This is a genomic window from Ruegeria sp. TASC047, from assembly GCF_059612445.1.
Map to the genome: position 1 here is coordinate 1 of NZ_JBXWQP010000046.1, position 22,677 is coordinate 22,677.

A 22,677-nucleotide genomic window follows, 5' to 3' on the forward strand; every position below is an offset into this window, starting at 1 on the left:
TAATCAATCCAACCAGATGAGCCACATCCTCTCTTAGATCAGAGCGCCATCTGTCCCAAAATCCCTGACGACGGACAAAGATCAACGCTGAGCTCGAGGCGATGGCCAAGCTGATCTATGACTATTGGTTCATTCAGTTCGACTTCCCTGATGAGAGCGGCAAACCCTATAAGTCGTCAGGCGGCAAAATGATCTGGTGCGACCAACTCAAGCGCGAAGTTCTCGAGGGTTGGGGAGCTACATCGCTATGGAGCATTGCTAACTACTTCAATGGCTTGGCCATGCAAAAGCATCGGCCAACAGGGGAATCTTATCTACCGGTAATCAAAATTCGAGAGATGGGTGAGGGTTTCAACAAAGGCACAGAAAGAGCGAAAACTGATTTGCCTTCCGCTGCCATCGTTGAAAATGGTGACATCCTCTTTTCTTGGTCGGCGACACTTGAAGTTATGATTTGGGCTGGTGGTCGCGGCGCTCTTAATCAACACACCTTCAAGGTGACTCCCTTGGGTCATACTAAGCCTTGGGTGTATTTCCAGCTGCGAAACTACCTCGCCCATCTCAAAATGATGGCGGAACGGCGCAAAACGACGATGGGACACATTACCCAAGATCACTTGAAGCAGAGTCGCGTCATTGATCCGCCTTCTGAACACCTGCAAAAGTTCGACGAGCTTGTCAGCCCCATGCTTCAACAACAGGTTGAGTTGAAGAAACAGAACCAAGAACTTGCAAACCTGCGCGACTGGCTGCTCCCCTTTCTGATGAACGGTCAGGTTACTGTTGGCAAGAAAGTTCTCTCCGCCGACAAGAATGAGGCCCGCGCATTGCACGAGCCTGCGATTGGAGTTGGCGCCGACCTGTAAGGTGGCAAGCGAACGTTCTAATTTGTCAGGATTGTTCTAGCCTCGCTCTTGGCTTTTGAACCTTTGACCCATTGCCACGGTGCACGTGGTTTTCGGATCTTAGCAAGTTCAAGGTTAGCTTTCGCGTCACCGATGGCTGCGCGTACAGTGAAGCCCACAAACACACCGGTCTAGCTGATGCTGCCGTCGAAGCGCGGACCACCACAGGAAAAATTCTACGTCAGGAGCGGAAATTCGTCTCCTGAATTGCCGCTCAGTGACAATCAACACTAACGAAGAAAGAGGCCATTCGATCAAGATCTCGCACCGCAAGGTTTGGTTCAGCGAATTACGTGAACCGAGCACCTGGCGTGATGCACGACTCTGTTCGCAGTGGAACCTAAAAATATGTCCTCAAAACCAGGCTTGTGCGAAACCAAGACGATGCAATCCGCGTCGCTCTCATTTGCGAAGTCTACAATAGCCCTACCCGCGTGCCCAGAGATGAGCCGAGCCTTCGCGCCTGGAATTTCAGAAGCAGTTTGATGCAGGTTTTCCAGGATTTCATGCCGCGTATTGGCAAGTACTTCGCTGGGAATCTGAGACCCTACATACGCCGGAATTGGCTCTTGGACGTGTATCACAGTGAATACAGCGTCCGCATCAGCCAATTGGCGCGCGACTTCAAACGACGCTTGTGTGTCGTATTCTTGGTCCAGAGCAACCGGGATCAGGATATTCTTGTACATTTGACCTCCTATCTACTGCTTCGATGAATCCAGTTTGGTTCCTCGGCAGCAGGAAACCTACACAGGCTCAGACTTTGAAGATTTCCCCGCGCCCTTTGTAGCGGCTACAACATCATCAACTGTTTTCTCAACAGCTTCAGCTTCGGTTTCAGCGACATAAGATGCACAACGGGACACGGTTTCGAACCATTCCTGAGCGTCAGCAACCAACCGCTCCGCCGAATGGCGCTGCCACTCCGCCATGCTCTGAAAGGCTTTAGAAGGATCGGACGGGTTCGCGGAAGACACATTGCGTGCAGCTTTTAGAGCCGTCCGGACCGCCTCATGACGCCGTTCGAACCAATGCTGCGCAAAGGCCTCTGTTTCTTCGAGCAATTTCTCTTGCGCGTCCCAAAATTGTTCGATCTGGGCACCGAAGGCCGGGTTGCCAGAAATGGGCGGCTGCATTTGCTTGAAAACATCCAAAAGTGAGGTCGGGTTATTTGTGTTGGATTTCTTTGTCGACATCGAAAACTCCTCCTCATCTACTGAATGAGCTATTGTGCTACCTGCGGCGCGCTTTCGCCTTAATACAGATCAATATCCCTTATTTTTAGTACCCTCGGCATAGGCTGCAACGGGACACTCACATTCTCTCCGACATCGGTTCCTAGAGGACAGTGTTGGAGTTAGAGTAGTCTAGATAAGAACTTAACGTTTGGTTTTCTATGCACATTGCCGGCTTTCTGATTACCCTTGGTGTCCTCTTCCTTGCCGGATTCGCGGCCGACCAACTTGGCCGGGCCACGCATCTTCCTCGTGTTACAACCTTACTTTTCCTCGGTCTGATCGCCGGGAACGCCGGAATGGGGTTGATCCCACTCGGCGTTGCAATGTGGTTCGACGAGATATCCATTGTGGCCTTGACGATGGTCGCGTTCCTTCTTGGAGGATCTTTGACATGCGAGAACCTGGTACGGCATGGCCGAGCCATTCTGACGATTTCGATTTCAATCGTGGTTGCAACCCTTGTTATTGTGTCTGCTGGACTGACCGCAATTGGCGTACCCTTCGGGTTGGCGTTGGTGCTGGCGGCAATTGCTACGGCTACGGCTCCGGCCGCCATGACGGACGTGATCAAACAATCTGGGGTGTCCAACAGCTTCACCGAGACATTAAAGGGCATAGTCGCAATTGATGACGCTTGGGGTCTGATCGTTTTCAGCGTCGCATTGGTTCTGGCCGGTCATTCGGACGGTTGGGCCACCATCACGACCACAGCGATGTGGGATTTCGGAGGGGCTATTTTTTTGGGTTCCGCACTAGGCGTGCCATCCGCTTACCTAACTGGCCGCTTAAACCCAGGAGAGCCGATGCAAGCCGAAGCGGTGGGAATCGTCTTTCTGACAGCAGGCCTTTCGTTGTGGCTAGAAGTTTCGTTCCTTGTCGCAGGCATGGTTGCGGGCGCAGTGATCGGAAATCTTGCCCGCCATCATGACCGTGCTTTTCATGAGATCGAGCACATTCAGTGGCCGTTCATGATTTTGTTCTTCCTACTGGCTGGCGCCACGCTGGAAATTGAAGCCTTCGGCTTGATGGGCTGGGCTGGTGCTCTTTTCCTATTCTTGCGCGCCGTCGCCCGCCTCGTCGGAGGTTACTGCGGAGCGAGACTTGGCGGCCTGCCTAGCCGTCAGACCGGCTGGTACGGTCCAGCTTTGTTACCACAGGCCGGTGTCGCGGTAGGAATGGCCCTCGTCGCCGGAGAGCAATTTCCACATTGGGCCGCGTTGATCATGGCCTTTACTCTAGCCAGTACTGTGGCCTTCGAGGTGTTGGGGCCGCCGTTGACTCTCATGTCAATCAGACGAACGGCTGACACGGATGAGCAGATTGGTCAGTGACTATTCAGACTGGATCGATTCAAGAAAGGCGAGCAAATTCGCCAACGGCAGGCCTACCATCATAGGTTGCCCATTAGGTAGAGCCACTGCGATTTGTTGGTCTGTCTCAAACACCGCGCCAAAGATTGGCATTTCGCCCCCATGGGCGAGCAATTGTGAACGACCATCAATCTGTTCAGCTATGCGAACTATCGGAAACACACCGTCGTTTTCGCCTGCCAATTTGGTAAGGTCGGTTGTACGAATAGCAAGCATTTCCGCCATTGGTCCGTCTCCGGTCGCTTCGAAACCGTGACACTGCCAACAATACGTCCGATACAAGTCACTTCCCTCACCGACGCTGACCTCCTGCGCTAGTGCAGGCCCCGTGACTAACAGTGCCAGTAAAATCCCTCGATAAACCTGCATATTCTCCTCCTGTCCGTCGTCAGGGATATTGGGACAGATGGCCGCCTGAGCTAAGAGAGGATCTGGCGCATCTGTTTGGTTTGATTATGCGGCAGATTTGCGGTGAAGCAATCGCCGGGTTTCGATTTTCTTCCGTTTGATCCTTTCTCGTTGTTTCAGAACGGTGTGGCCGCGCTCGAAGTAGACATCGGCCGAGGTGAAGTTTTGCAGGCTCTCGTGATAGCGCCGTTGGTTGTAGTGATCGACGAAAGCATCGATCTGCTGCCTGAGATCACCGGGCAGGTAGTAGTTTTCCAGCAAGATGCGGTTCTTCAAGGTCTGGAGCAGCGCTCGATCTTTCCCTGAGTTTGCGGATGGTATGGCGCCCCTCGGACATGATCCATTTCCTTATCTTCCAGCTATTCAGCAAGTTCACCAGAGATATAACTGGATCCGTTATCACTGAGCAGCCTTGGCTTGTGGAAGACGGTCGCCTGGGCACAGCCCGAAGCCTGCAAAGCTAGGATCAGCGTATCGGTGACATCACTGGCCTTCATCGTCGTGCAGAGCTTCCAGGCGATGATGTAGCGGCTATAATCATCGAGGATGTCGATAGATAGAACCAGCCCCAGCCGATGACCTTCAGGTAAGTGAAGTCGGTCTGTCAGAGTTGGTTCGGCCGAGTGGTTTTGTCCCGGAACTCGTCAGCCGCCGATGGAACCACATAGGCCGGGCTGGTGATCAGGTCGTAAGACTTGAGAATGCGATAGACCGAAGCCTCTGACACAAAGTACTTTTCCGTGTCGGTGAATTGCACGGCCAGTTCGCGCGGCGACAGATCGCTTTCCTTAAGAGCCAGGTCCTTGATCTTCTCGCGCACTGGCGTGGGAATGCGGTTCCAGACACGTGATGGCTTAGAACTACGATCCTCAAGCGCCTCAGGACCACCCGACAGATACCGGTCATACCAGAGATAAAAGGTGGTCTTCGGGATGCTCAGCTTTTCCAAAGTGCGCTTGGTCGGGAGATGCGAACCTTCGACGAGGCGGATGATCTCCAGTTTTTCGGATGCGGGATACCTCATTCGTCGTCGCCCCCATCCGCGATCATGCTTTTTTTGAGCAGGCGCAGTTCCAGGGCCTGTTCTGCCACAACTTCTTTCAGATCGCGGGCCTCAGGCGATTTCGCCCGCAACTCGGGCATCAGTGCATGAAATCACGCTGACAAATGAATGAACGTCCGCTATCCGCGACATACGAACCAGCGGTTAATGCGGACGCGAAGTTAGTAGAAGTTCGCCGTCGTTCATTCCTACGCCTCCAATCACTTCAACCAGGAAAGATCGCTAGCCAGCAGAGATGCCTTCTGGCTAATATGCACCGTCACTCTCGCCGAGTGGCGCGAACTTGGTGCGGCCTAAAAGGCAAGTCTACGAGCCTAGCCGAGACTGGTTCGAACCGGCTGCACAGTATCCATCGATACACTTATTGATCCTTGTCAAGATTTGAACGAGCAAGGAATGGTACAGTCAATGGTAATTCAGGGCTGAAGCGCTTGAGAAGACTACGGGTGACCGTATTACGTTGCGCGGGACCGCAGTGTATTCGGTGGCAAAAGGCAAGATTGTGCTGGAAGAGTTCTTTATGTTGCCGAAGTAAGAAGAAAGACCAACAATATTGTCTCTTCGTTGGTTTAAGCCGTGCGCACGGCTCTTGGGCGAATTGAAATTCCAGACGGAGGTCGGGAATGCAATACAGAACAGTGGCATATTATGTAGGAGTTGATGTTGACGACGCGTCGATTTTGGAATGCGCTGAAACTGCCCGTGATCAGAACAGTCACTTGATTTGCGTGTTGATCGTGGACCTACCCAACCTGCCTTACCTAAAGTATGGATCAAACAGGTTTGTTGAGGCGGGTCTCCCTTCAAACTGGTTGGATATTCTTGACGCAAAAAATGCCGCCTTGAAGTCCCGCGCCACGGAAGTTGAAGCGCTTCTGGTCGAGCAGAGCGTATCTGCAAATGTAATAACCTTTATGGGATCTGGAACAGAGCTACAGCATCTTGTGGCTGGCCAAGCCAATAGCTCTGATATCGCCTTTCTAGACGCTGAGTTGCGAAAAGAACCCGATTTGTTTAGTAAGATCGCGTACGGAGTATTGTTCCATTCGCCGGTCGCCTTGATGATAAATGGAGATCCGTTTGCCCAACGCGACTGCATTTTTTTGGCATGGAATGATAGCCTGCCTGCGTCTAGGGCTGCGCATTTAGCTTTACCCATTCTTCTGGCGGCCAACGAAGTTGTGATAGGGTGTTTTGATTTGCCGTCGCTTGATGACGTAGAAGGTCAATTGCCCGGAACTGGCTTAGCTGGATGGCTCAGCCATCACGGTTGCACCGTGACCGTGTCGCAGTTCCCATGCGGCGGGAATTCAATAGAACACTGCATTCAGGAACGCGCACAAGAACTGGGGGCCGACCTCATTGTTATGGGCGCTTACGGGCGTTCCCGTATGCGTCAGTCGGTATTTGGAGGAACGACGCAAGCAATGTTGGAGCAGACAAGGTTGCCAGTGCTGTTCGGGCACTGATGAAGAGAACTGACGACTGTGATTTGCTGGGATAGGTAGCTCTATACGTTTGTCGGTTAATACGGTAACACCCAGTTGTTATTGGGTACTCGCTTGAGGTTAAAGCTGATTTTTCGGACCGGATCCGCCAAGAAAATCTATCACAATTGACGTCAGTTCATCCCAGTTAGTGAACTCCTGCGCACCATCTCGTGGATCGATTTTTCGACCAAGCAAGACAACGTGCTTAAGGATCTCCCTTTCAATATACCCGTAGTTTTCGGGCCTCACCGCGCCCGCGATCAACGCGGTCGCATATGGTTCAAAACCTGTTCGCATACGTGCTGTGACATCGACCGAGGTCAAAGGCCTGCGCCGTGATGCGGTTTTACCGAACTCCGCTGTCGAACGCCTGATAAATTGCGGAACTAGTCGCGGCAGCGCAGCGCAAGGCGCTGCCAGACATATTTGGACGCCCTTTTTTGTACAGGATGGCTGTCCCCAACGCCGAATAACCAACTATCCAAATTTCTGGTGTTACTTCAGTCAAAGAAGATCAGAAATGTCACCTCTCGTTTTCTAGGCATGGATCGCTTGGCCCAAAATTGATCGACAAATACCAAGGTTGGATGACTCAGTTATTCTGAGGGTGTATTCATCCATGGGCAACCTGTCTGCAAAAACAATGTTCAAAAGCGGTCAATATTTGCGTATTCCAAGTGTTTCACTGGGCCTTTCTCCAAAGTAGTCGAAATACTTGCGGGAAAAGGTTCCTGGCCTTTTTACGCCGTGTGCCCGTAATACGTCTGACACCTGAACATCATGAGGGCTACTGTATGCCAGACATTTTTTTACATGGTTTATTCTAGTCGCATTCAAAAATGCTATTGGTCCCATACCATAGTGCTTGTGAAAAGCATGCCTAAGAAGACGATCGCTGACATGAAATTCTTTGCACAGGCCCAAGGCGGTCAGAGGGGCAGAAATATTTGCATGCATGTATTCGATCACTGAGGCGACAAGTTTGTATTGCTTCTCGTTTGCAATCGTGTGCTCGGATTTGAACTGAGTTTCTTGCAGCGCTTCGACCAGACAGCGTAGGATTCTTGCCTCGGTGTCCGCTTGTGACAAATGCGATATTGCGCCATGGCATAGCATTTGTATTTGCCGCTGAATAAGCATCGCACCTTCAGGGTTGGTGTGAAGAACTGTCCAAGTCTCGAGATCAATGTCCAATTCACCATAAGACAGAATTTGCATCGCGTTCTGGAGAACCCGCTTGCTGACAATCAGCGCTTCAATTTGGGCACAGCTTTCCGTGCAGTTATGATATTCAATACCAGTGCCTCTGATGAGAATGTCGCCACGTTCAAGCTGTCTGCCTTGCCAACGCGTTGCCTGAGAGCGTCTTGTGATAGGAATGATGGTGACGCTGTTTTCGTCAGCAGGCCCCTTTGTCAGGAGCGAACTGCTGGTCTCGGCGACAAACGCTCTCAAGTGAGGCATTTGCGCCACCTCGAGCTTACCCTCAAATGCACCCTTGGACAGCAATGTGAATTCTCCCCGCCAGCCTGGAATCGCATAGCGGAAGTCCTCAAAACGGCTGAGTCTCAGTGTCATGCGTTTCAGTTGGTTCAGATGATCACCGGCCTCCATCTTTCCGAATTTATTCCTCGCTGATGGCCCCTCACTTGCCGGAATCGTACAATGGATTGCTCGTCCTGCCTAGCCATAGGCAGTCTTGACCTCCAGCAGCGAGGCAGACGATGAAGTTCACATCAATACCCGGAGCAATCTTCAACGAATTCATAGCGTCAGGTTTGATGCTCATAACACCCGAGTATCGGGCGCTGAAAGCTGTTCAGAAAAGGTCCAGCGATAAAATGGACGCGTTGACCGATTACAAGATGAGCTTTCAGTTCATGACCATCAAGGGTCTTCGCCTCAGGTACTCGGCTGCAGGCAACGAAAGCGGTCCGGCAATACTCTTTCTGAGTCCGCTACCGCAGAGCATTCGTTGCTTCGAACAAATCTGGCCAAGTCTTGCCAAAAAGTTTCGGTTGATCGGGCTCGACCTTCCCGGCTTCGGCCGGAGCGAAGGCGGCCACGAAGTGATGAATACCGAAGCTCAAAGCGAGATCCTGGATCTGTTTGTTCGCGAGCTTGGAATCTCGGATTTTCATCTGGTTGGACCCGACGTTGGCATGCCGGTTGCGCTACACTACGCCATTCATCGTGATCATCGTTTGAAGAGTCTCGTTTTGGGGGACGGACCTTGCGTCACCCCATCGCATAATGGTTCAATCATCGACCGGGCCGTCACTTCACCATTGTGGCGCCTGATATTCAAGATTGGAGGGGCCGGGCCATTCGTGGTTGGAGCCAACAAGCTCGCCTATGTAAACTATACTCCTAGTGATGACGAGGTAGAGGACTATTTTGCGTCCTACCGTGGCAGGATACCCGCCGTCATGCAATGGTTCAAAGCCTATCCGGAAATCATTGACTCGATTGAGCCTTATCTTCGCGAAATTGATCTGCCGATCCAAATTTTTTGGGGAGAGGATGACAAACTCTTGCTCGTGGAAACGGCGTACAAGTTCCAGGAGCGACTAAAAAACGCGAAACTTCGAGTTTTTGAGGAGTGTGGGCATTTCTCATATCAGGATAAGCGAGAAGATTTCGCTCAAATGATCAACGATTGGGTCGATGGTGGCCATGCTGAATAATCGCTGCGCTGAATTGGCGAAGGCAAAGAATGGATCTGGAGTGCTATGACTAAATCCTTGATTAGAAGCGTAATGGTTGCAACTCTGATGACAGGGGTCATGGGAGCTGCATTTGCCGAAGAGCGGAAGCCCAACATTCTGATCATCACGAGTGATGATACGGGAATCTGGGATCTCAGCTTCAATCATAGAGGTTCAAGAGGTTACAAAACACCGAACATTGATGGTTTGTTCGAAGACGGCATGGCCTTTACGGATTACTATGCCGAGCAATCTTGCACCGCAGGGCGCTCCGCCTTGATCACCGGTCAGGCCACAGTTCGAACTGGCCTCGCAAAGGTGGGCCTGCCCGGCGACAAGAATGGAATGAACGAACAGAATCCGACGATAGCCACGGCTTTGAAGGATCAGGGGTATATCACTGCGCAATTTGGAAAGAACCATCTGGGTGATCGCGATGAACACTTGCCAACAATGCACGGGTTCGATCGCTTTTTCGGAATATTGTATCATCTGAATGCGTACAACGAGTTAGAAAACGAAGATTACCCCGGAAATCCAATCTTCAGGAAAAATCTGGGGCCTCGAAATCCTGTCAGAAGTGTCGCAAACGGTGATGGGACGCAGACCATCGAGGATGTAGGCCCTCTGGATCGGGAACGCATGAAGACCTTTGATGATGAGGTGCTTTCCGAGGGCTTTGGTTTTCTTGAACTGGCAAAAGAAAGCGACCAACCGTTTTTCCTTTGGATGAACTCTACCAGAATGCACTACCCCACCTATGTGCCTGATGAGTGGAAAGGAGTTTCAGGACAAGGCAAATATGCCGACGGTTTGTTGCAGCATGATGCATGGGTCGGCTCTCTTCTAGGAAAACTGGATGATCTTGGTTTCTCGGAGAATACCATTGTCATCTATCATGCCGACAACGGGCCTCAGACGAGCCTATGGCCTGATGGTGGGATTACTCCCTATCGGAGCGAGAAGTTCACCAATTGGGAAGGTGCATATCGTGTTCCCGGAGCGGTGCGATGGCCAGGCCGCATTCCGTCTGGAACGGTGTCTAACGAGATTATGTCCAATCTTGATTGGTTCCCAACACTGCTGGCAGCCGCAGGCGAAGCAGACATTGTTGAGAAGCTGAGGGAAGGCCATGAGCTAAATGGGAGACCATATCGTGTGCATCTGGATGGCTACAATCAATTGCCTCTGTTGACTGGCGAAACCGAGGACGGTGCTCGACAGGAGTTCTTCTATTTTACTGACAACGGAGGTGTGGCGGCCATGCGTTTCCGTGATTGGAAGCTGGTCTTTAGCGAGCAACGAGGCACTGCCTTGGGCGCTTGGCAAGAGCCTATGATCCCGCTCAGCTTCCCAAAGCTCTACAACCTCAGAACAGACCCCTTCGAAACGGCAGACTTCAACAGCAACAGCTATGACCAGTGGGCATTTGACAGAACGTTTGTCGGCACGATCGCTCAAGCCACGGCCAGGGACTTTTTCAAGAGTCTTTTGGAGTTTCCACCGCAACAGGTAGCATCGTCGTTCAATCCAGAGGTCATCCTGCAACGTATCCAGTCAAACAACAACTGACGCGGAAATCACGGGCGCGGCCAAATATGCTATCCTGTAAATGCGCCTTTTGGGTGTCGCACGATGGCAGCAGATACGAGACTGAGGAATAAAGTATGAGTACTCTTTCTGAGACACAAAGCATGCACCCGTTGGCGACGGGTCATTTGCCGGCGTTTTTTCCTTCAAGCGATGGAAGCGACCTTTTGTTCATCTTGGTCGTGGTTGCACTTATTGGAATGTTCGTCGTTGCAGGTGCCGTGTACTTTACACTTCATTCCGTGCCGGAAAACATCGCACATGAAGCTGGCCATACCCAGTTTCAAGTGGTGGGGATATTGGCACTGCTTGCCCTGTTCACGCACAATAATCTGTTTTGGGTGATTGCCTTGGTCATTGCGGCTTTCAAGTTTCCCGACTTCTTGACCCCTATCAAATCCATAGCTCGGTCTCTTAATCCGCTCAAGTCGATTGCGTCATCTCTTGACGCAATTCAACTTTCTGTCGCTGCGCCCCGCGATGAGAAGACTGCCCAACCCAAAATGGAAAGTGACGGAAATGCTTGAGTTCCTGCTTTGCTCTTTGGTCACAATTTTCCCGGATTACCTGTTTCGCCGTTACTGGCAAGGAAAGAAATGGGGTCAGGAGATAAACCTCTTCTCGGTATGGTACGAGCTGAGATATGGCTTGACGACATGTCTGCTTCTTACGCTGGCCTTGATCACTGTTGTTTTCTACTATCACCCATCTGCGACGAATGTCCGTTCGTTCTTTCGAACGGTTACAATTCTCCCGGAAACGGGGGGGCGGGTGTCGGAGGTTTTGGTCGAGAACGGTCAATCTGTAAAAGGGGGCCAGCTTCTTTTCCGTCTGGACAGCGCCAGCCAAGAGGCTGCAGTTCTCGCGGCCAATACAAGAATTCTGCAAACCGAAGCTTCGACCCCTGTAGCCGAGGCGAACTTGGCGGCTGCCAGTGCAACAGTGGAAATGGCGAAGGCCAATCTGGCGCAAGCAGAATATGACCTTGACCAGGAAAGAGAACTTGCTGACAAGAATTCGAGTGCGGCTCTCGAACAGCGACTCGTGAAAGCGTCGAATCTGGCTTTGGTGAGGCAGAACGAGTTGGAAGCTGCCAAGGCCAATCAGCTGGCCGCTCAAGAGCGTTTGAAGGAACAAATACCTGCTGAATTGGAGGCGGCAAAAGCGACTCTGGAACAAGCGGAAGCAGAGCTCGCCAAAACTTACGTCTACGCAGGTGTGGATGGTTCAGTCGAGCAGTTCACTTTGCAGGTCGGAGACTATGTCAATCCGATCTTGCGCCCTGCAGGGATCCTTATCCCTGAAAAATTCTCCAGCAATAAGCGATTCCTAGCCAGTTTCGGCCAGATTTCCGCGCCTGTCATCAAGGTGGGGAGCTACGTCGAAATGTCCTGCCTTTCCAAACCGTTCACTGTAATTCCGATGGTGGTAGTCGATATTCAGGATGTTCTACCCTCGGGGCAGATCAGGCAGGAGGACCGTCTTCTTGATCCCCAGATTGGCTTGATGCCGGGCAGCCTAACGGTTTTCCTGGAGCCCGTTTATCCTGGCAGTGTCGACGAAGTTTTGACCGGGTCCACGTGTTTGGCGAATGCATACAGCAATCATCATGACGTTCTACACGAAGGTGACGTTGGTTCTGTCGAGCGGGCCTATCTACACGCCGTGGATACGCTGGGGTTGGTGCACGCGATTATTCTGAGAATTCAAGTATTTATGCTTCCGGTGTTTTCTTTGGTCTTGAGTGGCCATTGATTTGGAGCTCATTAGGGAAGTGACCTGAAGGCCGAGCGTTCCGTCGCCTTTTCCGGTTCCGGAATCGTGGAATTGAAATGCAGGGCGCTTGCTCGGGTGGGATCTGAACAGATGGTTCGGTGCACAGAGTGGAGCGGAGTGCCCGCGATAGATCGGTTTGCGCCGGGCGAACCGCCAGGGTGTGCAAGATCAGGTCACACGTGTGCGTTGATCCTCGATCCCCATTGAGATTAGCGAAGGTTCTTCGCGTTGGATGGTCTGAAAGCTTGCTTTGTCCTGCATCTTATCCCAATTGCTCAGGATCAGGCACTGCGCGACGGCTCCGCCCAGTGTGGTTCCCGGTCCAGTGACGATGAACATGTCGGGTGCAAACTCTTTCGCGGCTTGTGATACGGCCTTTGTGAAATCATAGGTTTCGGTCACCTGATGACCCAAGGTGTAGTCCCAAAGCGCGTCCAGATCACAGGCGCCGGGCCACCAGATCTGACCGCGGCCATCTATCATGGGCAAATTGGGTTGCCGGAACAGATCTGCGGCAAGGCGGTTGCGACCGGCTTCGGCAACTGGGCGTTGCAGGTGTGAATGAAACCCTGCGTGGTTGGCCAGCCGCATCGGAAAGCGTTCCTGCACCACAGGCACCTTGTTTTCAAAGGCGGATAACCCAGCTTCATTCCCGGCCAGAACCAGCATCCCGCCCAGATCAATTGACAGGGTGAGGGTCGCGCCGGTGCCGTCGATCTCAGCGACCAGAGCCAGCAGTTCGGCCTTGCGTACCGGGTTCGGCTGCCAGTCGGCATCCATGAACGGATAGATCAACTGGCCGCCAATCAGGCTCTGCTGCATGAGTGTTCCCATGGTGTTGACCACCTCGAACCCTGCCTCGGCGGTCAAGGCACCCCCGCAGGCCAGGGCCGAATACCAGCCCATCGAGTTTCCGGTCACAGCCACCACGTCGATCTTCTCTGGATCAATGGTGCGAAAATCGCCCAGCGTGGCGGCATAGATCAGGGCCGAGGCATTGTCGCCGCGCGTGTGCTTTGCCACGGAATACCGCGTTGCGCCGTCCAGTTCGCTTAGGGTTTCCTGACCCTGCGTGCGGCGCATGTCGTCGAAATGGGCCAGCAGGGCTTTGTCGGTAAAATGGCGGCTCAGAACCCCCAATTCAGGTTTGTTATAGGTGCCGCGCCCCGGACAGATGACAACAGCGGTTTGTTTTGCTGACCTCATTTGCCCGTCTCCATCAGGGATCTTGCTGCGGCCTCGATGCTGTCTTTCGATGGCATAGTTGCGGCATAGGCCGGGCCGGTGGCGATAAAACTGTCTTCGGCCGTAATACGTGCCATCGGCACATCTGTGGTTTCGTGGAAATGGGCCATCAGGGCTTCGGCCACGCCACCGTGATGCCGGGTTTCATCGACGATCAATATCCGCTTGGCGCCGCTTACGGCTCGGGTCAGCGCGTCTTTGGGCAGCGGTGACAACCAGCGCATGTCAATGATCCGGGTTTTTATCCCGTCGGCCTCCAGCGGTTTGCGCGCCTGATGGCTGAGGTAGACGCCATTGCCAAAGGTAACAATCGCCAGATCGTCGCCGTCGCCATCCACGCCGACCTCGCCGAAACCGATCCTTTCGGATGGGTCGGGGTAGGTGTGCATCCAGCCTGCGTCCCCAGCTTCGTGCAAGTCCCGCATCGGGTAGAGCGCGATGGGTTCCAGAAACACGACCAGCCGCTGTTCTTCCCGGGCCAGCCGCACGCATTCACGCAGCATTCGTGCAGCGTCGGCGCCGTTCGATGGGCAGGCCAGGATCAGCCCCGGAATATCGCGCAGCACCGCGACCGAGTTGTCATTGTGGAAATGCCCGCCAAAACCCTTTTGATACCCCAACCCGGCGATGCGCACGACCATCGGGTTGGTGTACTGACCGTTTGAGAAGAAGGGCAGGGTGGCCGCTTCGCCGCGCAACTGGTCTTCGGCGTTGTGAAGATAGGCCAGGAACTGGATTTCCGGCATGGGTGTAAACCCGTTCTGAGCCATCCCGATGGCTAGGCCCAGAATCGACTGTTCGTCCAGCAGCGTGTCGATCATCCGGTCAGGGCCGAAACGGGCCTGGAGCTTTTGCGTCACGCCATAGACACCGCCCTTGCGCCCGACATCTTCGCCCATCATCACGATCTCGCCGTGTTCAAGCATCAGGTCGCTCAGGGCCCAGTTGATCAGGCGTGACATGATCTGGGGTTCAGCATGTGCTTTGAGGTCGCCGCCGAATACCTCAGCCCGATGTTCAGCTGACGGGCCATTGGTAGGGGCGCAGGGGCGTGCGGGCGGGATCAGGCTGGCCATCACGTCACCTGCGGTTTTCAGGCGAGGGCGGGTGATCGCCTTGTCGGCGACGCGGGTGACGCGGTCGCAGGTGTCGGTGTATACCTTCAGCGCGTCATCCGCTTGCATCGCACCGGATTGTTCCAGCAGACGGACGGAGTGCAGCAGGGGGTCGTTCGCCTCTTCGGCTTCGACCTCGGATTTTGGCATATAGGTGGTGGGCATATCTGCCCCGGCGTGGCCATACAGGCGCACTGTGCGGATGTGCAGAAAAGCGGGTTTCTTACGGCTGCGGACGTAGGCGGCGGCTTCTTGTGCGACACGGTAGGTTTCGAAAATGTCGAGCCCGTCACACGTGAAATACTTCAGTCCCGGTCGATGAGAGAATGTTGCGGCAATCCAGCCTTGTGGTGTCTTGGTCGAAATTCCGATCCCGTTGTCCTCGCAGCAGAACAGCAGTGGCAGGGGAACCGACTGGTAAGACGTCCACTGCGCGGTGTTGAACGCGCCTTGCGCAGTGGAATGGTTGGCCGAAGCATCACCAAAGGAACAGTAGACGATGGCGTCATCCGGCATTTCTGCATGTTCGGGTTTGTGACGGCGGGCTGCCCCGATTGCATAAGCCGCGCCGACAGCTTTGGGCAGGTGGCTGGCAATGGTCGAGGTCTGCGGCGGGATGCAAAGCGCCTTTGACCCCAACACCTTGTGCCGCCCACCGCTGATCGGATCATCAGAGGATGAAGCGAAGGACAACAGAATATCCCATGTCGGGCTCTGCCCCGGCACCTGATCGGACCGGGCGATCTGAAAAGCGGCGTCGCGGTAATGCAGAAAAGCAGGGTCTGTCGGGCGCAGGGCTGCCGCCACGGCGGCCATCCCTTCGTGACCAGAGGAGCCGATGGTATAGAATCCCTGGCCCGCTTTCTGCATTGCCCGGCTTTGGCGGTCCAATGCACGGCTGAGACATTGCGCGCGATATAGCCCGACTGCTTCGGACGCTGTCAGTGGGCCAGACGGCGTCGCGCCAGCGGGGAAATCCCGTGCCGCAACCCGGCGCAGGAAGTTGTCATGCACAATGGTTGCGCGATCCATTTTTGTCGTCCTCAGGCGAAGGCTTGCAGGCCCGTTTGTGCGCGACCCAAGATCAAGGCATGAACATCATGCGTGCCTTCATAGGTGTTCACGGTTTCCAGATTCACCATGTGGCGGATCACGTGGAAATCCTGGCTGATGCCATTACCGCCGTGCATGTCACGTGCGTGGCGTGCGACCTCAAGTGCCTTGCCGCAATTGTTGCGCTTGATCAGACTGATCATCTCGGGTGCTGCGCGGGCTTCGTCCATCAGACGACCCACGCGCAGAGCGGCCTGAAGGCCCAAGGCGATTTCGGTCTGCATGTTCGCAAGCTTCAGCTGGAACAGCTGCGTTTGCGCCAAAGGGCGACCGAACTGTTTTCGGTCCAGACCGTATTGCCGCGCGGCGTGCCAGCAGGCCTCGGCTGCGCCCATCGATCCCCAGGCGATACCGTATCGTGCGCGGTTCAGGCAGCCAAACGGCCCTTTCAGACCTTCGACACCCGGCAACAGAGCATCTTCCCCGACCTCGACATTGTTCATCACGATCTCACCCGTGATCGAGGCGCGCAGCGACAGTTTGCCTTCGATCTTCGGAGCTGAAAGACCGGGTGTGCCTTTTTCAAGAACAAAACCCTTGATCTTGCCGTCATGCGCGTCTGATTTGGCCCAGACAACAAACACGTCAGCAATGGGCGCGTTCGAAATCCACATCTTTGACCCGTTGAGGACATAGCCTCCATCAGTCTTTTTCGCGACGGTTTTCATGCCGCCGGGGTCCGAGCCTGCATCGGGCTCGGTCAAGCCAAAGCAGCCAATAGACTCCCCGCTGGCCAGTTTCGGAAGGTATTTCCGGCGCTGTTCATCCGTTCCGTAGGCATAGATCGGATACATGACGAGGCTGGACTGCACCGACATCATCGAGCGGTAACCGCTGTCGACCCGTTCCACTTCGCGTGCGACCAGACCGTAAGTGACATAGCTGGCACCGATGCCGCCGAATTCTTCGGGAATAGTCGTGCCCAGAAGGCCCATTTGACCCATCTCGCGAAAGATTTCGGGGTCTGTTTCTTCATTGGCGAAAGCCTGAGTTACACGTGGCAGCAGTTTGTCCTGCGCGTAGGCGTTGGCCGCATCGCGCACCATGCGTTCGTCTTCGGCCAACTGGTCTTCCAGCAGAAAAGGGTCATCCCAAGTGAAAGGGCCAAGCTGGGGGCGGGATTGTGGTTTCATGAGAGTTTCCTTTCTACAGCGGCTTTGAGACGTGCAAGCCCCGCTGCAATAGTATCTTGGGCATAAGCAAAGCTCAGGCGAAAATGTCCGGGCAACCCGAAGGCGCGACCGGGAACCAGAGCGACACCGGCATCTTCCAACAACCAGGTGCAGAAGTCAGCGTCATTTTTGAACGGTCCACTCTGATCCTCAAGCAGTCCGGCGCAGGAAGGAAAGGCGTAGAACGCCCCGTCGGGAGCCGCGCAGCGCAACCCCGGAACCGTGTTCAACCCTGCAACCACCAGATCACGGCGTTCGGTAAATATGACCCGGCGTTCTTCCAACAGGTCCGGGCTGCCGGTCAGCGCCGCAAGCGAGGCCCATTGTGCAATCGAACAGGCGCCCGATGTAACCTGCCCCTGAACGGCCACCATTGCCTTGATCAACTCGACCGGCCCGATCCCCCAGCCGATGCGCCATCCGGTCATGGACCATGCTTTGGCGACACCGTCGACGATCAACAGACGGTCGGCAAGGTCAGGGGCCGCCTCGGCCACTGAAACAAACGGAGTAAAGCTGAGATGGCGATAAATCTCATCCGCAAGAACCCAGACCTGTGGATGACGGGACAGAACAGATGAGAGGGCGGCGATCTCATCCTGCGTGTAGATTGCCCCCGACGGGTTCGACGGCGTGTTGAGCATCAGCCAGCGCGTGCGCGGTGTGATTGCGGCCTCTAACTGTTCCGGCAGAAGCTTGAATCCCTGATCCATCGGGCAAGGCAGAATGACGGGCGTTCCACCCGCCATCCGCACTATGTCAGAATAGCTGGTCCAGTAGGGCGCGGGCATGATGACCTCGTCGCCGGGGTTCAGGCTGGCCAGCATGGCATTGGCAATCACCTGCTTGGCACCGGTGGACACAATGACCTGAGTCACTTCGGCTTTGGCCTGCCGGGCAACTTCGGCACGCAGGTCGGGCACCCCGGCCGTCGGCGGGTATTTCGTCTTGCCGTCCAGCGCTGCCGCGTGGGCAGCTTCGACCACATGGGGCGGGGTGGGCAGGTCAGGCTCACCGGTCGACAATGCCAGAACATCGCGCCCTTCCGAACGCAAGCGTGCGGCGGCCTCGGAAATCTGCACGATTTCGGACAATTCGATACCGTTTAGTCGGTTTGCGCGGTGAAACACTGTCAATCTTCCTCTGGAGGTGACTGAGGTTCTATCTGCAAAGTAACTTGATAAAAATACGCTGTTTTGTATCGTTTCTGTGACTAAAACTCATAAGTGACATGCCCAGAATCAGCTCCCTCCCGTCTTTTGCCCTCATGCGCAGCTTCGAGGCTGCCGCGCGCCACGAAAGCTATACCATGGCAGCAGAGGAGCTTGGTGTGACGCAGGGCGCGGTTAGCCGCCAGGTGCGTGAACTTGAGGCTGCGCTGGGGGTGACGCTGTTTCGCCGGGTCGGGCGCGCCGTTCGCTTGTCGAAAGCGGGTCGCGCTTTGTTTGAAGAACTTGCAGGCGACCTAGAGCGGCTGAACGGTACGATCAATCGTGCGATCGCGGCCGGTGACGGTGCGTCGTTGCTGACCTTGGCGGTCCTGCCCACCTTTGCTACACGGTGGCTGGTGCCAAGACTGCCGGATTTCAAGCACCTGCATCCGGGGATCGAACTGGATTTGCATTCCTACACGACACCGTTCAGCCTGGAAGAGCGGCGCGTGGACCTTGCCATTCACTTTGGGCACGAAGACTGGCCCGGTGCGCGGCTACGCAAGCTGTTCCCGGAAAAACTTGTCGTGGCAGCCGCGCCCGTGTTGTTGGGCGACCAACGGCCTTTCGAGGAACAGCATGTGTTCGATCTGCCGCTGTTGCATCTGACCTCACGGCCCGGGCTATGGTCCGAGTATCATGCAAGCCTTGGGCTTGACGCCAGGGCGGTTTTTCCAGGGATGCGCTTTGATCAGTTCTCGATGCTGATCGAAGGCGCAGTTGCCGGACTTGGGGCTGCGATTTTGCCGTCCTACCTGATCGAGGCCGAGTTGGCGTCGGGCGCGCTGGTCCAGACCGGGCAATTGGTGAATGCCTCGGGCAGCGCATATTTCATTGCAACGCCGACCGGGCAGAGGAACGAAGCCGTACAAGCATTTGCGGACTGGATCATCCGGCAAACGAAAAGGCATTTGTAAGGGTGCGGGCGCGACAGAAGGGTTACAGCATCCGGATGCCCTGCATGGTTTGGATGATTGCCAGATCCTGCTCGTAAAGCTCTGTAAATGCGTCAACGATGTCTGCGTTCCAGCCGGGCAGATCAAGTTCTTCTTCGACCTCATCGGGCCGGGCATAGTCCTCCAAAACCCGCGCAAGGTCTTCGCGTTGAGCGTCCTTGTCGAGGCCGACGCCGCCCCGCACGATGTCCAGAACATGCTGTTGACCGGTTTCAGTCAGAAGCGACGACAGCAACGCATATTCATCCACCAGAGGAGCGTCACCGGGCAGGCCCGCCATTGCGCGCGTGATATCCCCCAGAATCAGTGGCAAATGTTCGTTCTTCCACAAAGTGAGCTGCACCTGAGGTGCAAGATCGCGCAGATCTTCGATCATACTCAACCAGCTCAGGCAACTCAGATCGGTGCTGGTCAGAATCTCCTGCCGGTGATCTTCATGGATCGACATAAGGACCTTGGGTATGAAAAAACCGGGGTTCACCAGACCGACAAATATTTCGACCTGAGCATCGTCCAGCAAGGTCTGCACATAGGCTGTCCGCTGCCCGGCAAAAGGGTAAATCTGTCCATGTTGCAGGGCAGAGCGTGTTGGGCCAAAGAACTTGTCGTTCGAGAGGATGACACGATCAACATTTGGATCATCCGGAAGAAGGGCGTGCAGCCCGTCCTGTGTTTCTGCATCAGACAAATCCTGAGCAAGGGCATCAGACAGAACCTTGACAAACTGACGTCCGCCGCGCGGTCCCAAGATCGCAGCACGGCAATCCGCCAAGGCCTGCTTGTTTGCCGAGAGCGAGGACAGCACTTGCCCTTCATCGGCGAAAGCGGCCCCGGCATGGATTACTACCTGCATCTTTTGTCCTTTTTCCCACAGGGGCTGGGTCCATCCCATTCCATGTCTTTGCGTCGCGTGAAAATCTGCAACGAACCAACCGTGCGGTTTCTGCACTTTCTCAGGAAATCGGGCAATCCCCAAGTTTGAGTTAAAAATGAGGGTTGCAGTCCTCTGTCGGACGAAGTAATCGACTGCCAGTGCCCCTATAGCTCAGCTGGTAGAGCAACTGATTTGTAATCAGTAGGTCCGCGGTTCGAGTCCGTGTGGGGGCACCACTTTAAATGATAAGATGCTGTAATATAATGATTTTCAGAGCGGGATCTTGTGTATCCCCTGATTTATCCCCTGTGTTTCTGTTGATGGATATGAGCCCAGATTTTCTCGCCATCGATTCCCTTGATACGCATTCTTCTAATAAGATTGATGATAGTAAATGTTGGTATATTTTAGAGTTAGGGCTGTGAAAATGTCCCAACTTAAACGGGCAAACCGACCCAGGTTTTATACCTTTTGACGATGCTAGCCTCCGACGGCAGCTCTCATGAACAACGGACGTTTATCGAAATTGGACGACTGACCGCGTTGCGGGACTAAGCCGTCGCTCGTCATTGAAGGCCGAACGTCCGGTTCGAGGCGGATCGCTATCGAAGAGGCTGCTTTTCGAAAGGGTCACAAAGGGTCATTGGGGACCCGCAGCGAAATGGCACTTTGAACCCAAGTTAGCTAATCCTGCTCCGCATTCGAGATGCTTTTGCGCCATTCTGGCATTCGATGGGTTAACGCGATAATGCCAGTAGGTTTCCTGGTTCCTGAGGCTCGATATTCAGACATCGAGAGAGAGCGAAAAGACCTGTTCGGTTTTGCGCAATCCCTTCAGGCTCTGAGCGCCCAGGTTTTCGATACCTTCGTCGATCAGCGAGGCAACGCTCGCCGACATAAGAACGTCTCGCTTTAACACTTTGCAGAGTCCTTCAATGCGGCTCGCGGTGTTTACGGCGTCGCCGACTACAGTAAAGTCCAGACGCTGCGCCGCGCCTACATTTCCAAAAAATACCTCGCCAAGGTGCAAGCCAATACCACTCTGCAATCTTTCCCAATCAGCCGTCTGTGCCATCGCTCTACTCAGTGCATCGAGATCTTCGACAGCCTCCCGAGCCGCTGTGGAGGCGGCTCTTGCAGCCTTTTGGGGGGAGTCGAAATCGGCGAGCGGAAACACTGCCAACATCCCATCTCCGATGAATTTTAATACATCGCCGCCGTGGCGCATCACGGCTTCTGCAAGTACCAAGAAATATCTGTTGAGCAACTCGACCACCGCCTGATTGCTCATCCGTTCCGACAGGGTGGAGAAGTCGCGCATATCCGAACTCCAGACAATCGCCTGGATAGGGAGGCCCGATCCTCGCTTGATCGATCCGCTCACGACGCGTTCCCCGGCACTTCTGCCAAGATAGGCGATCGCGATGTTCTCCGTGATCCGACTGGCGATGTGACGTTCGACATGTAGTGCGAACACGCTGAGAAGCCTCAGCAAGTTATCGTATTGCACCGGCGTGAAGCCGCCCGATTGGCGCGTCGCCATGGTCACCGCATTGTATCTCTCGCTGCGTGCGGAGAGGGGCATCGCAATATATTCCGAGTATCCGGCCTCAGCAAGTTCCTCCATAAGCGGACTTCGTTCCCCTGTCGCTTCGGGTGAGAGCAAGATACGGAAGACCTCTCCGTGCTCAACAACGCGGGAAATCGGGTTATTTCGGAACGCGTCTGAGGTCAGTGTTTCCGTCGCAATCTGGATCTCGTCGCAAATCGCGTCTAGCGAACTCCAAACCCAAGAATAGCCAGAAATTTGAGGATGCAATGTGCCAACATTGACAAGGAACCTTTCGACACCGAGCCCAGCCTGTGAAAGGCGGCATGCAAATCCCTCGACCAGCGCATTAGCGCTTACGCTTTTGCTAGCTGCACCAAGTAGCCAGTTCTCGACGTCGTCAGGATTTATGGCGGTCTGTAAGTCAATGTCGAAGATCCGACGCTCGAAGAGCTTGACGCCCTGAGCGTATTTGCGTGGTGCTGGGTCTAAATGGTTCAACGCTCCGGTCGATCCCACCGGGCCCTCGAAATCAGCTTGCCCAGTCATCCATTAACCCCCAGCGAGTTTTTATATGAGACTACAAGCGTATTGTTAAGGCAATAACAAGGGAATGGGTATGGCTTGGCAACACCAGCCATCCGACAAAAGAATCTGTCCAACCAGGGTCCGTTGTCATTTGGCCCTTATCAACGTGCTCAAATACGCACGCGTTTCTTTGTCCCACGAACTGGGGTCTTCCTTATGCGCAATGACGGCGTGAAGCTCCATCAGCTTCCAGACTTCATCCTTCGAACCAGCGGTGACCTCGCCGGGGCAGTTTTCCATGCCCTCGCAATCACGGCAGGCGTATGTGTAGGCTTCGCTCATAGTGTCCCTTTCTTGGTTGGTCAC

At 54.4% G+C, this 22,677-nt stretch carries 19 protein-coding genes, 1 tRNA gene and 2 pseudogenes; 10 read left to right on the top strand and 12 right to left on the bottom strand.

The window, feature by feature from the left end:
* Nucleotides 1-101: 101 nt before the first annotated feature.
* Nucleotides 102-866 carry a restriction endonuclease subunit S gene (locus tag AC2FLO_RS17260; protein WP_496755270.1) on the top strand — a complete coding sequence of 255 codons (765 nt, stop codon included), beginning with the start codon at nt 102-104 and terminating at the stop codon, nt 864-866.
* Between the two features lie 320 nt (nt 867-1,186).
* Here AC2FLO_RS17260 and AC2FLO_RS17265 read toward each other — a convergent pair whose 3' ends face one another.
* Nucleotides 1,187-1,594, bottom strand: a complete 408-nt coding sequence (locus tag AC2FLO_RS17265; RefSeq protein WP_496755272.1) for a universal stress protein — start codon at nt 1,592-1,594, stop codon at nt 1,187-1,189.
* A gap of 57 nt (nt 1,595-1,651) precedes the next feature.
* On the bottom strand, nt 1,652-2,101 hold the full coding sequence (locus AC2FLO_RS17270) for a phasin family protein (protein WP_480586351.1): 450 nt from the start codon (nt 2,099-2,101) through the stop codon (nt 1,652-1,654).
* A 200-nt stretch (nt 2,102-2,301) separates the two neighbouring features.
* Here AC2FLO_RS17270 and AC2FLO_RS17275 point away from each other — a divergent pair, with 200 nt between their 5' ends.
* Nucleotides 2,302-3,474, top strand: coding sequence for a cation:proton antiporter (locus AC2FLO_RS17275; protein WP_480586353.1), 1,173 nt, complete (start codon nt 2,302-2,304; stop codon nt 3,472-3,474).
* On the opposite strand, the gene AC2FLO_RS17280 is transcribed toward AC2FLO_RS17275, so the two are convergent.
* Both AC2FLO_RS17280 and AC2FLO_RS17285 read right to left on the bottom strand, forming a co-directional pair.
* Nucleotides 3,475-3,738, bottom strand: coding sequence for a hypothetical protein (locus AC2FLO_RS17280; RefSeq protein WP_496755290.1), 264 nt, complete (start codon nt 3,736-3,738; stop codon nt 3,475-3,477).
* 228 nt (nt 3,739-3,966) lie between these two features.
* Nucleotides 3,967-5,037, bottom strand: a pseudogene (locus tag AC2FLO_RS17285) (IS3 family transposase); the annotation flags it as partial.
* 115 nt (nt 5,038-5,152) lie between these two features.
* On the opposite strand from AC2FLO_RS17285, the pseudogene AC2FLO_RS17290 reads away from it, so the two are divergent.
* A pseudogene (locus AC2FLO_RS17290) lies at nt 5,153-5,281 on the top strand (IS6 family transposase); the annotation flags it as partial.
* A gap of 326 nt (nt 5,282-5,607) precedes the next feature.
* Nucleotides 5,608-6,453, top strand: coding sequence for a universal stress protein (locus AC2FLO_RS17295; protein WP_496754449.1), 846 nt, complete (start codon nt 5,608-5,610; stop codon nt 6,451-6,453).
* A gap of 678 nt (nt 6,454-7,131) precedes the next feature.
* Here the strand turns inward: AC2FLO_RS17295 and AC2FLO_RS17300 are convergent.
* Complete coding sequence (locus AC2FLO_RS17300; RefSeq protein WP_496806716.1) at nt 7,132-8,088, bottom strand: helix-turn-helix domain-containing protein; 957 nt, start codon at nt 8,086-8,088, stop codon at nt 7,132-7,134.
* A 110-nt stretch (nt 8,089-8,198) separates the two neighbouring features.
* Here AC2FLO_RS17300 and AC2FLO_RS17305 point away from each other — a divergent pair, with 110 nt between their 5' ends.
* From AC2FLO_RS17305 to AC2FLO_RS17320, 4 genes are all read left to right on the top strand, one after another.
* Nucleotides 8,199-9,161, top strand: coding sequence for an alpha/beta fold hydrolase (locus AC2FLO_RS17305; protein ID WP_480588803.1), 963 nt, complete (start codon nt 8,199-8,201; stop codon nt 9,159-9,161).
* A gap of 72 nt (nt 9,162-9,233) precedes the next feature.
* Nucleotides 9,234-10,754 (top strand): arylsulfatase, encoded by a 1,521-nt coding sequence (locus tag AC2FLO_RS17310; RefSeq protein WP_496754453.1) that lies wholly within the window; start codon nt 9,234-9,236, stop codon nt 10,752-10,754.
* A gap of 95 nt (nt 10,755-10,849) precedes the next feature.
* Entirely contained in the window at nt 10,850-11,299 is a 450-nt protein-coding gene (locus AC2FLO_RS17315; RefSeq protein ID WP_480588801.1) for a hypothetical protein, read from the top strand.
* Nucleotides 11,292-12,527, top strand: a complete 1,236-nt coding sequence (locus AC2FLO_RS17320; protein WP_496811729.1) for an HlyD family secretion protein — start codon at nt 11,292-11,294, stop codon at nt 12,525-12,527. The genes AC2FLO_RS17315 and AC2FLO_RS17320 overlap by 8 nt, the downstream gene beginning before the upstream one ends.
* Before the next feature lie 189 nt (nt 12,528-12,716).
* On the opposite strand, the gene AC2FLO_RS17325 is transcribed toward AC2FLO_RS17320, so the two are convergent.
* Genes AC2FLO_RS17325 through AC2FLO_RS17340 form a run of 4 tightly spaced genes read right to left on the bottom strand, consistent with a single transcriptional unit; the run spans nt 12,717 to nt 18,323 of the window.
* Complete coding sequence (locus AC2FLO_RS17325) at nt 12,717-13,754, bottom strand: ACP S-malonyltransferase (RefSeq protein ID WP_496754456.1); 1,038 nt, start codon at nt 13,752-13,754, stop codon at nt 12,717-12,719.
* Entirely contained in the window at nt 13,751-15,940 is a 2,190-nt protein-coding gene (locus AC2FLO_RS17330; protein ID WP_496754458.1) for a dehydrogenase E1 component subunit alpha/beta, read from the bottom strand. Before AC2FLO_RS17330 ends, AC2FLO_RS17325 begins: the two co-directional genes overlap by 4 nt.
* Before the next feature lie 11 nt (nt 15,941-15,951).
* Nucleotides 15,952-17,154, bottom strand: coding sequence for an acyl-CoA dehydrogenase (locus AC2FLO_RS17335; RefSeq protein WP_209508024.1), 1,203 nt, complete (start codon nt 17,152-17,154; stop codon nt 15,952-15,954).
* Nucleotides 17,151-18,323, bottom strand: coding sequence for a pyridoxal phosphate-dependent aminotransferase (locus AC2FLO_RS17340; RefSeq protein ID WP_480588805.1), 1,173 nt, complete (start codon nt 18,321-18,323; stop codon nt 17,151-17,153). Before AC2FLO_RS17340 ends, AC2FLO_RS17335 begins: the two co-directional genes overlap by 4 nt.
* A 101-nt stretch (nt 18,324-18,424) precedes the next feature.
* On the opposite strand from AC2FLO_RS17340, the gene AC2FLO_RS17345 reads away from it, so the two are divergent.
* Entirely contained in the window at nt 18,425-19,321 is an 897-nt protein-coding gene (locus AC2FLO_RS17345) for a LysR substrate-binding domain-containing protein (protein WP_480488363.1), read from the top strand.
* Nucleotides 19,322-19,343: 22 nt separating this feature from the next.
* Here AC2FLO_RS17345 and AC2FLO_RS17350 read toward each other — a convergent pair whose 3' ends face one another.
* Nucleotides 19,344-20,213 carry a hypothetical protein gene (locus tag AC2FLO_RS17350; RefSeq protein ID WP_480473567.1) on the bottom strand — a complete coding sequence of 290 codons (870 nt, stop codon included), beginning with the start codon at nt 20,211-20,213 and terminating at the stop codon, nt 19,344-19,346.
* A gap of 181 nt (nt 20,214-20,394) precedes the next feature.
* On the opposite strand from AC2FLO_RS17350, the gene AC2FLO_RS17355 reads away from it, so the two are divergent.
* Nucleotides 20,395-20,470 (top strand) — tRNA-Thr (locus AC2FLO_RS17355).
* 548 nt (nt 20,471-21,018) lie between these two features.
* Here the strand turns inward: AC2FLO_RS17355 and AC2FLO_RS17360 are convergent.
* Nucleotides 21,019-22,332 carry an adenylate/guanylate cyclase domain-containing protein gene (locus tag AC2FLO_RS17360; protein WP_496754461.1) on the bottom strand — a complete coding sequence of 438 codons (1,314 nt, stop codon included), beginning with the start codon at nt 22,330-22,332 and terminating at the stop codon, nt 21,019-21,021.
* Nucleotides 22,333-22,458: 126 nt separating this feature from the next.
* Nucleotides 22,459-22,677 (bottom strand): DUF1059 domain-containing protein, encoded by a 219-nt coding sequence (locus tag AC2FLO_RS17365; protein WP_496754463.1) that lies wholly within the window; start codon nt 22,675-22,677, stop codon nt 22,459-22,461.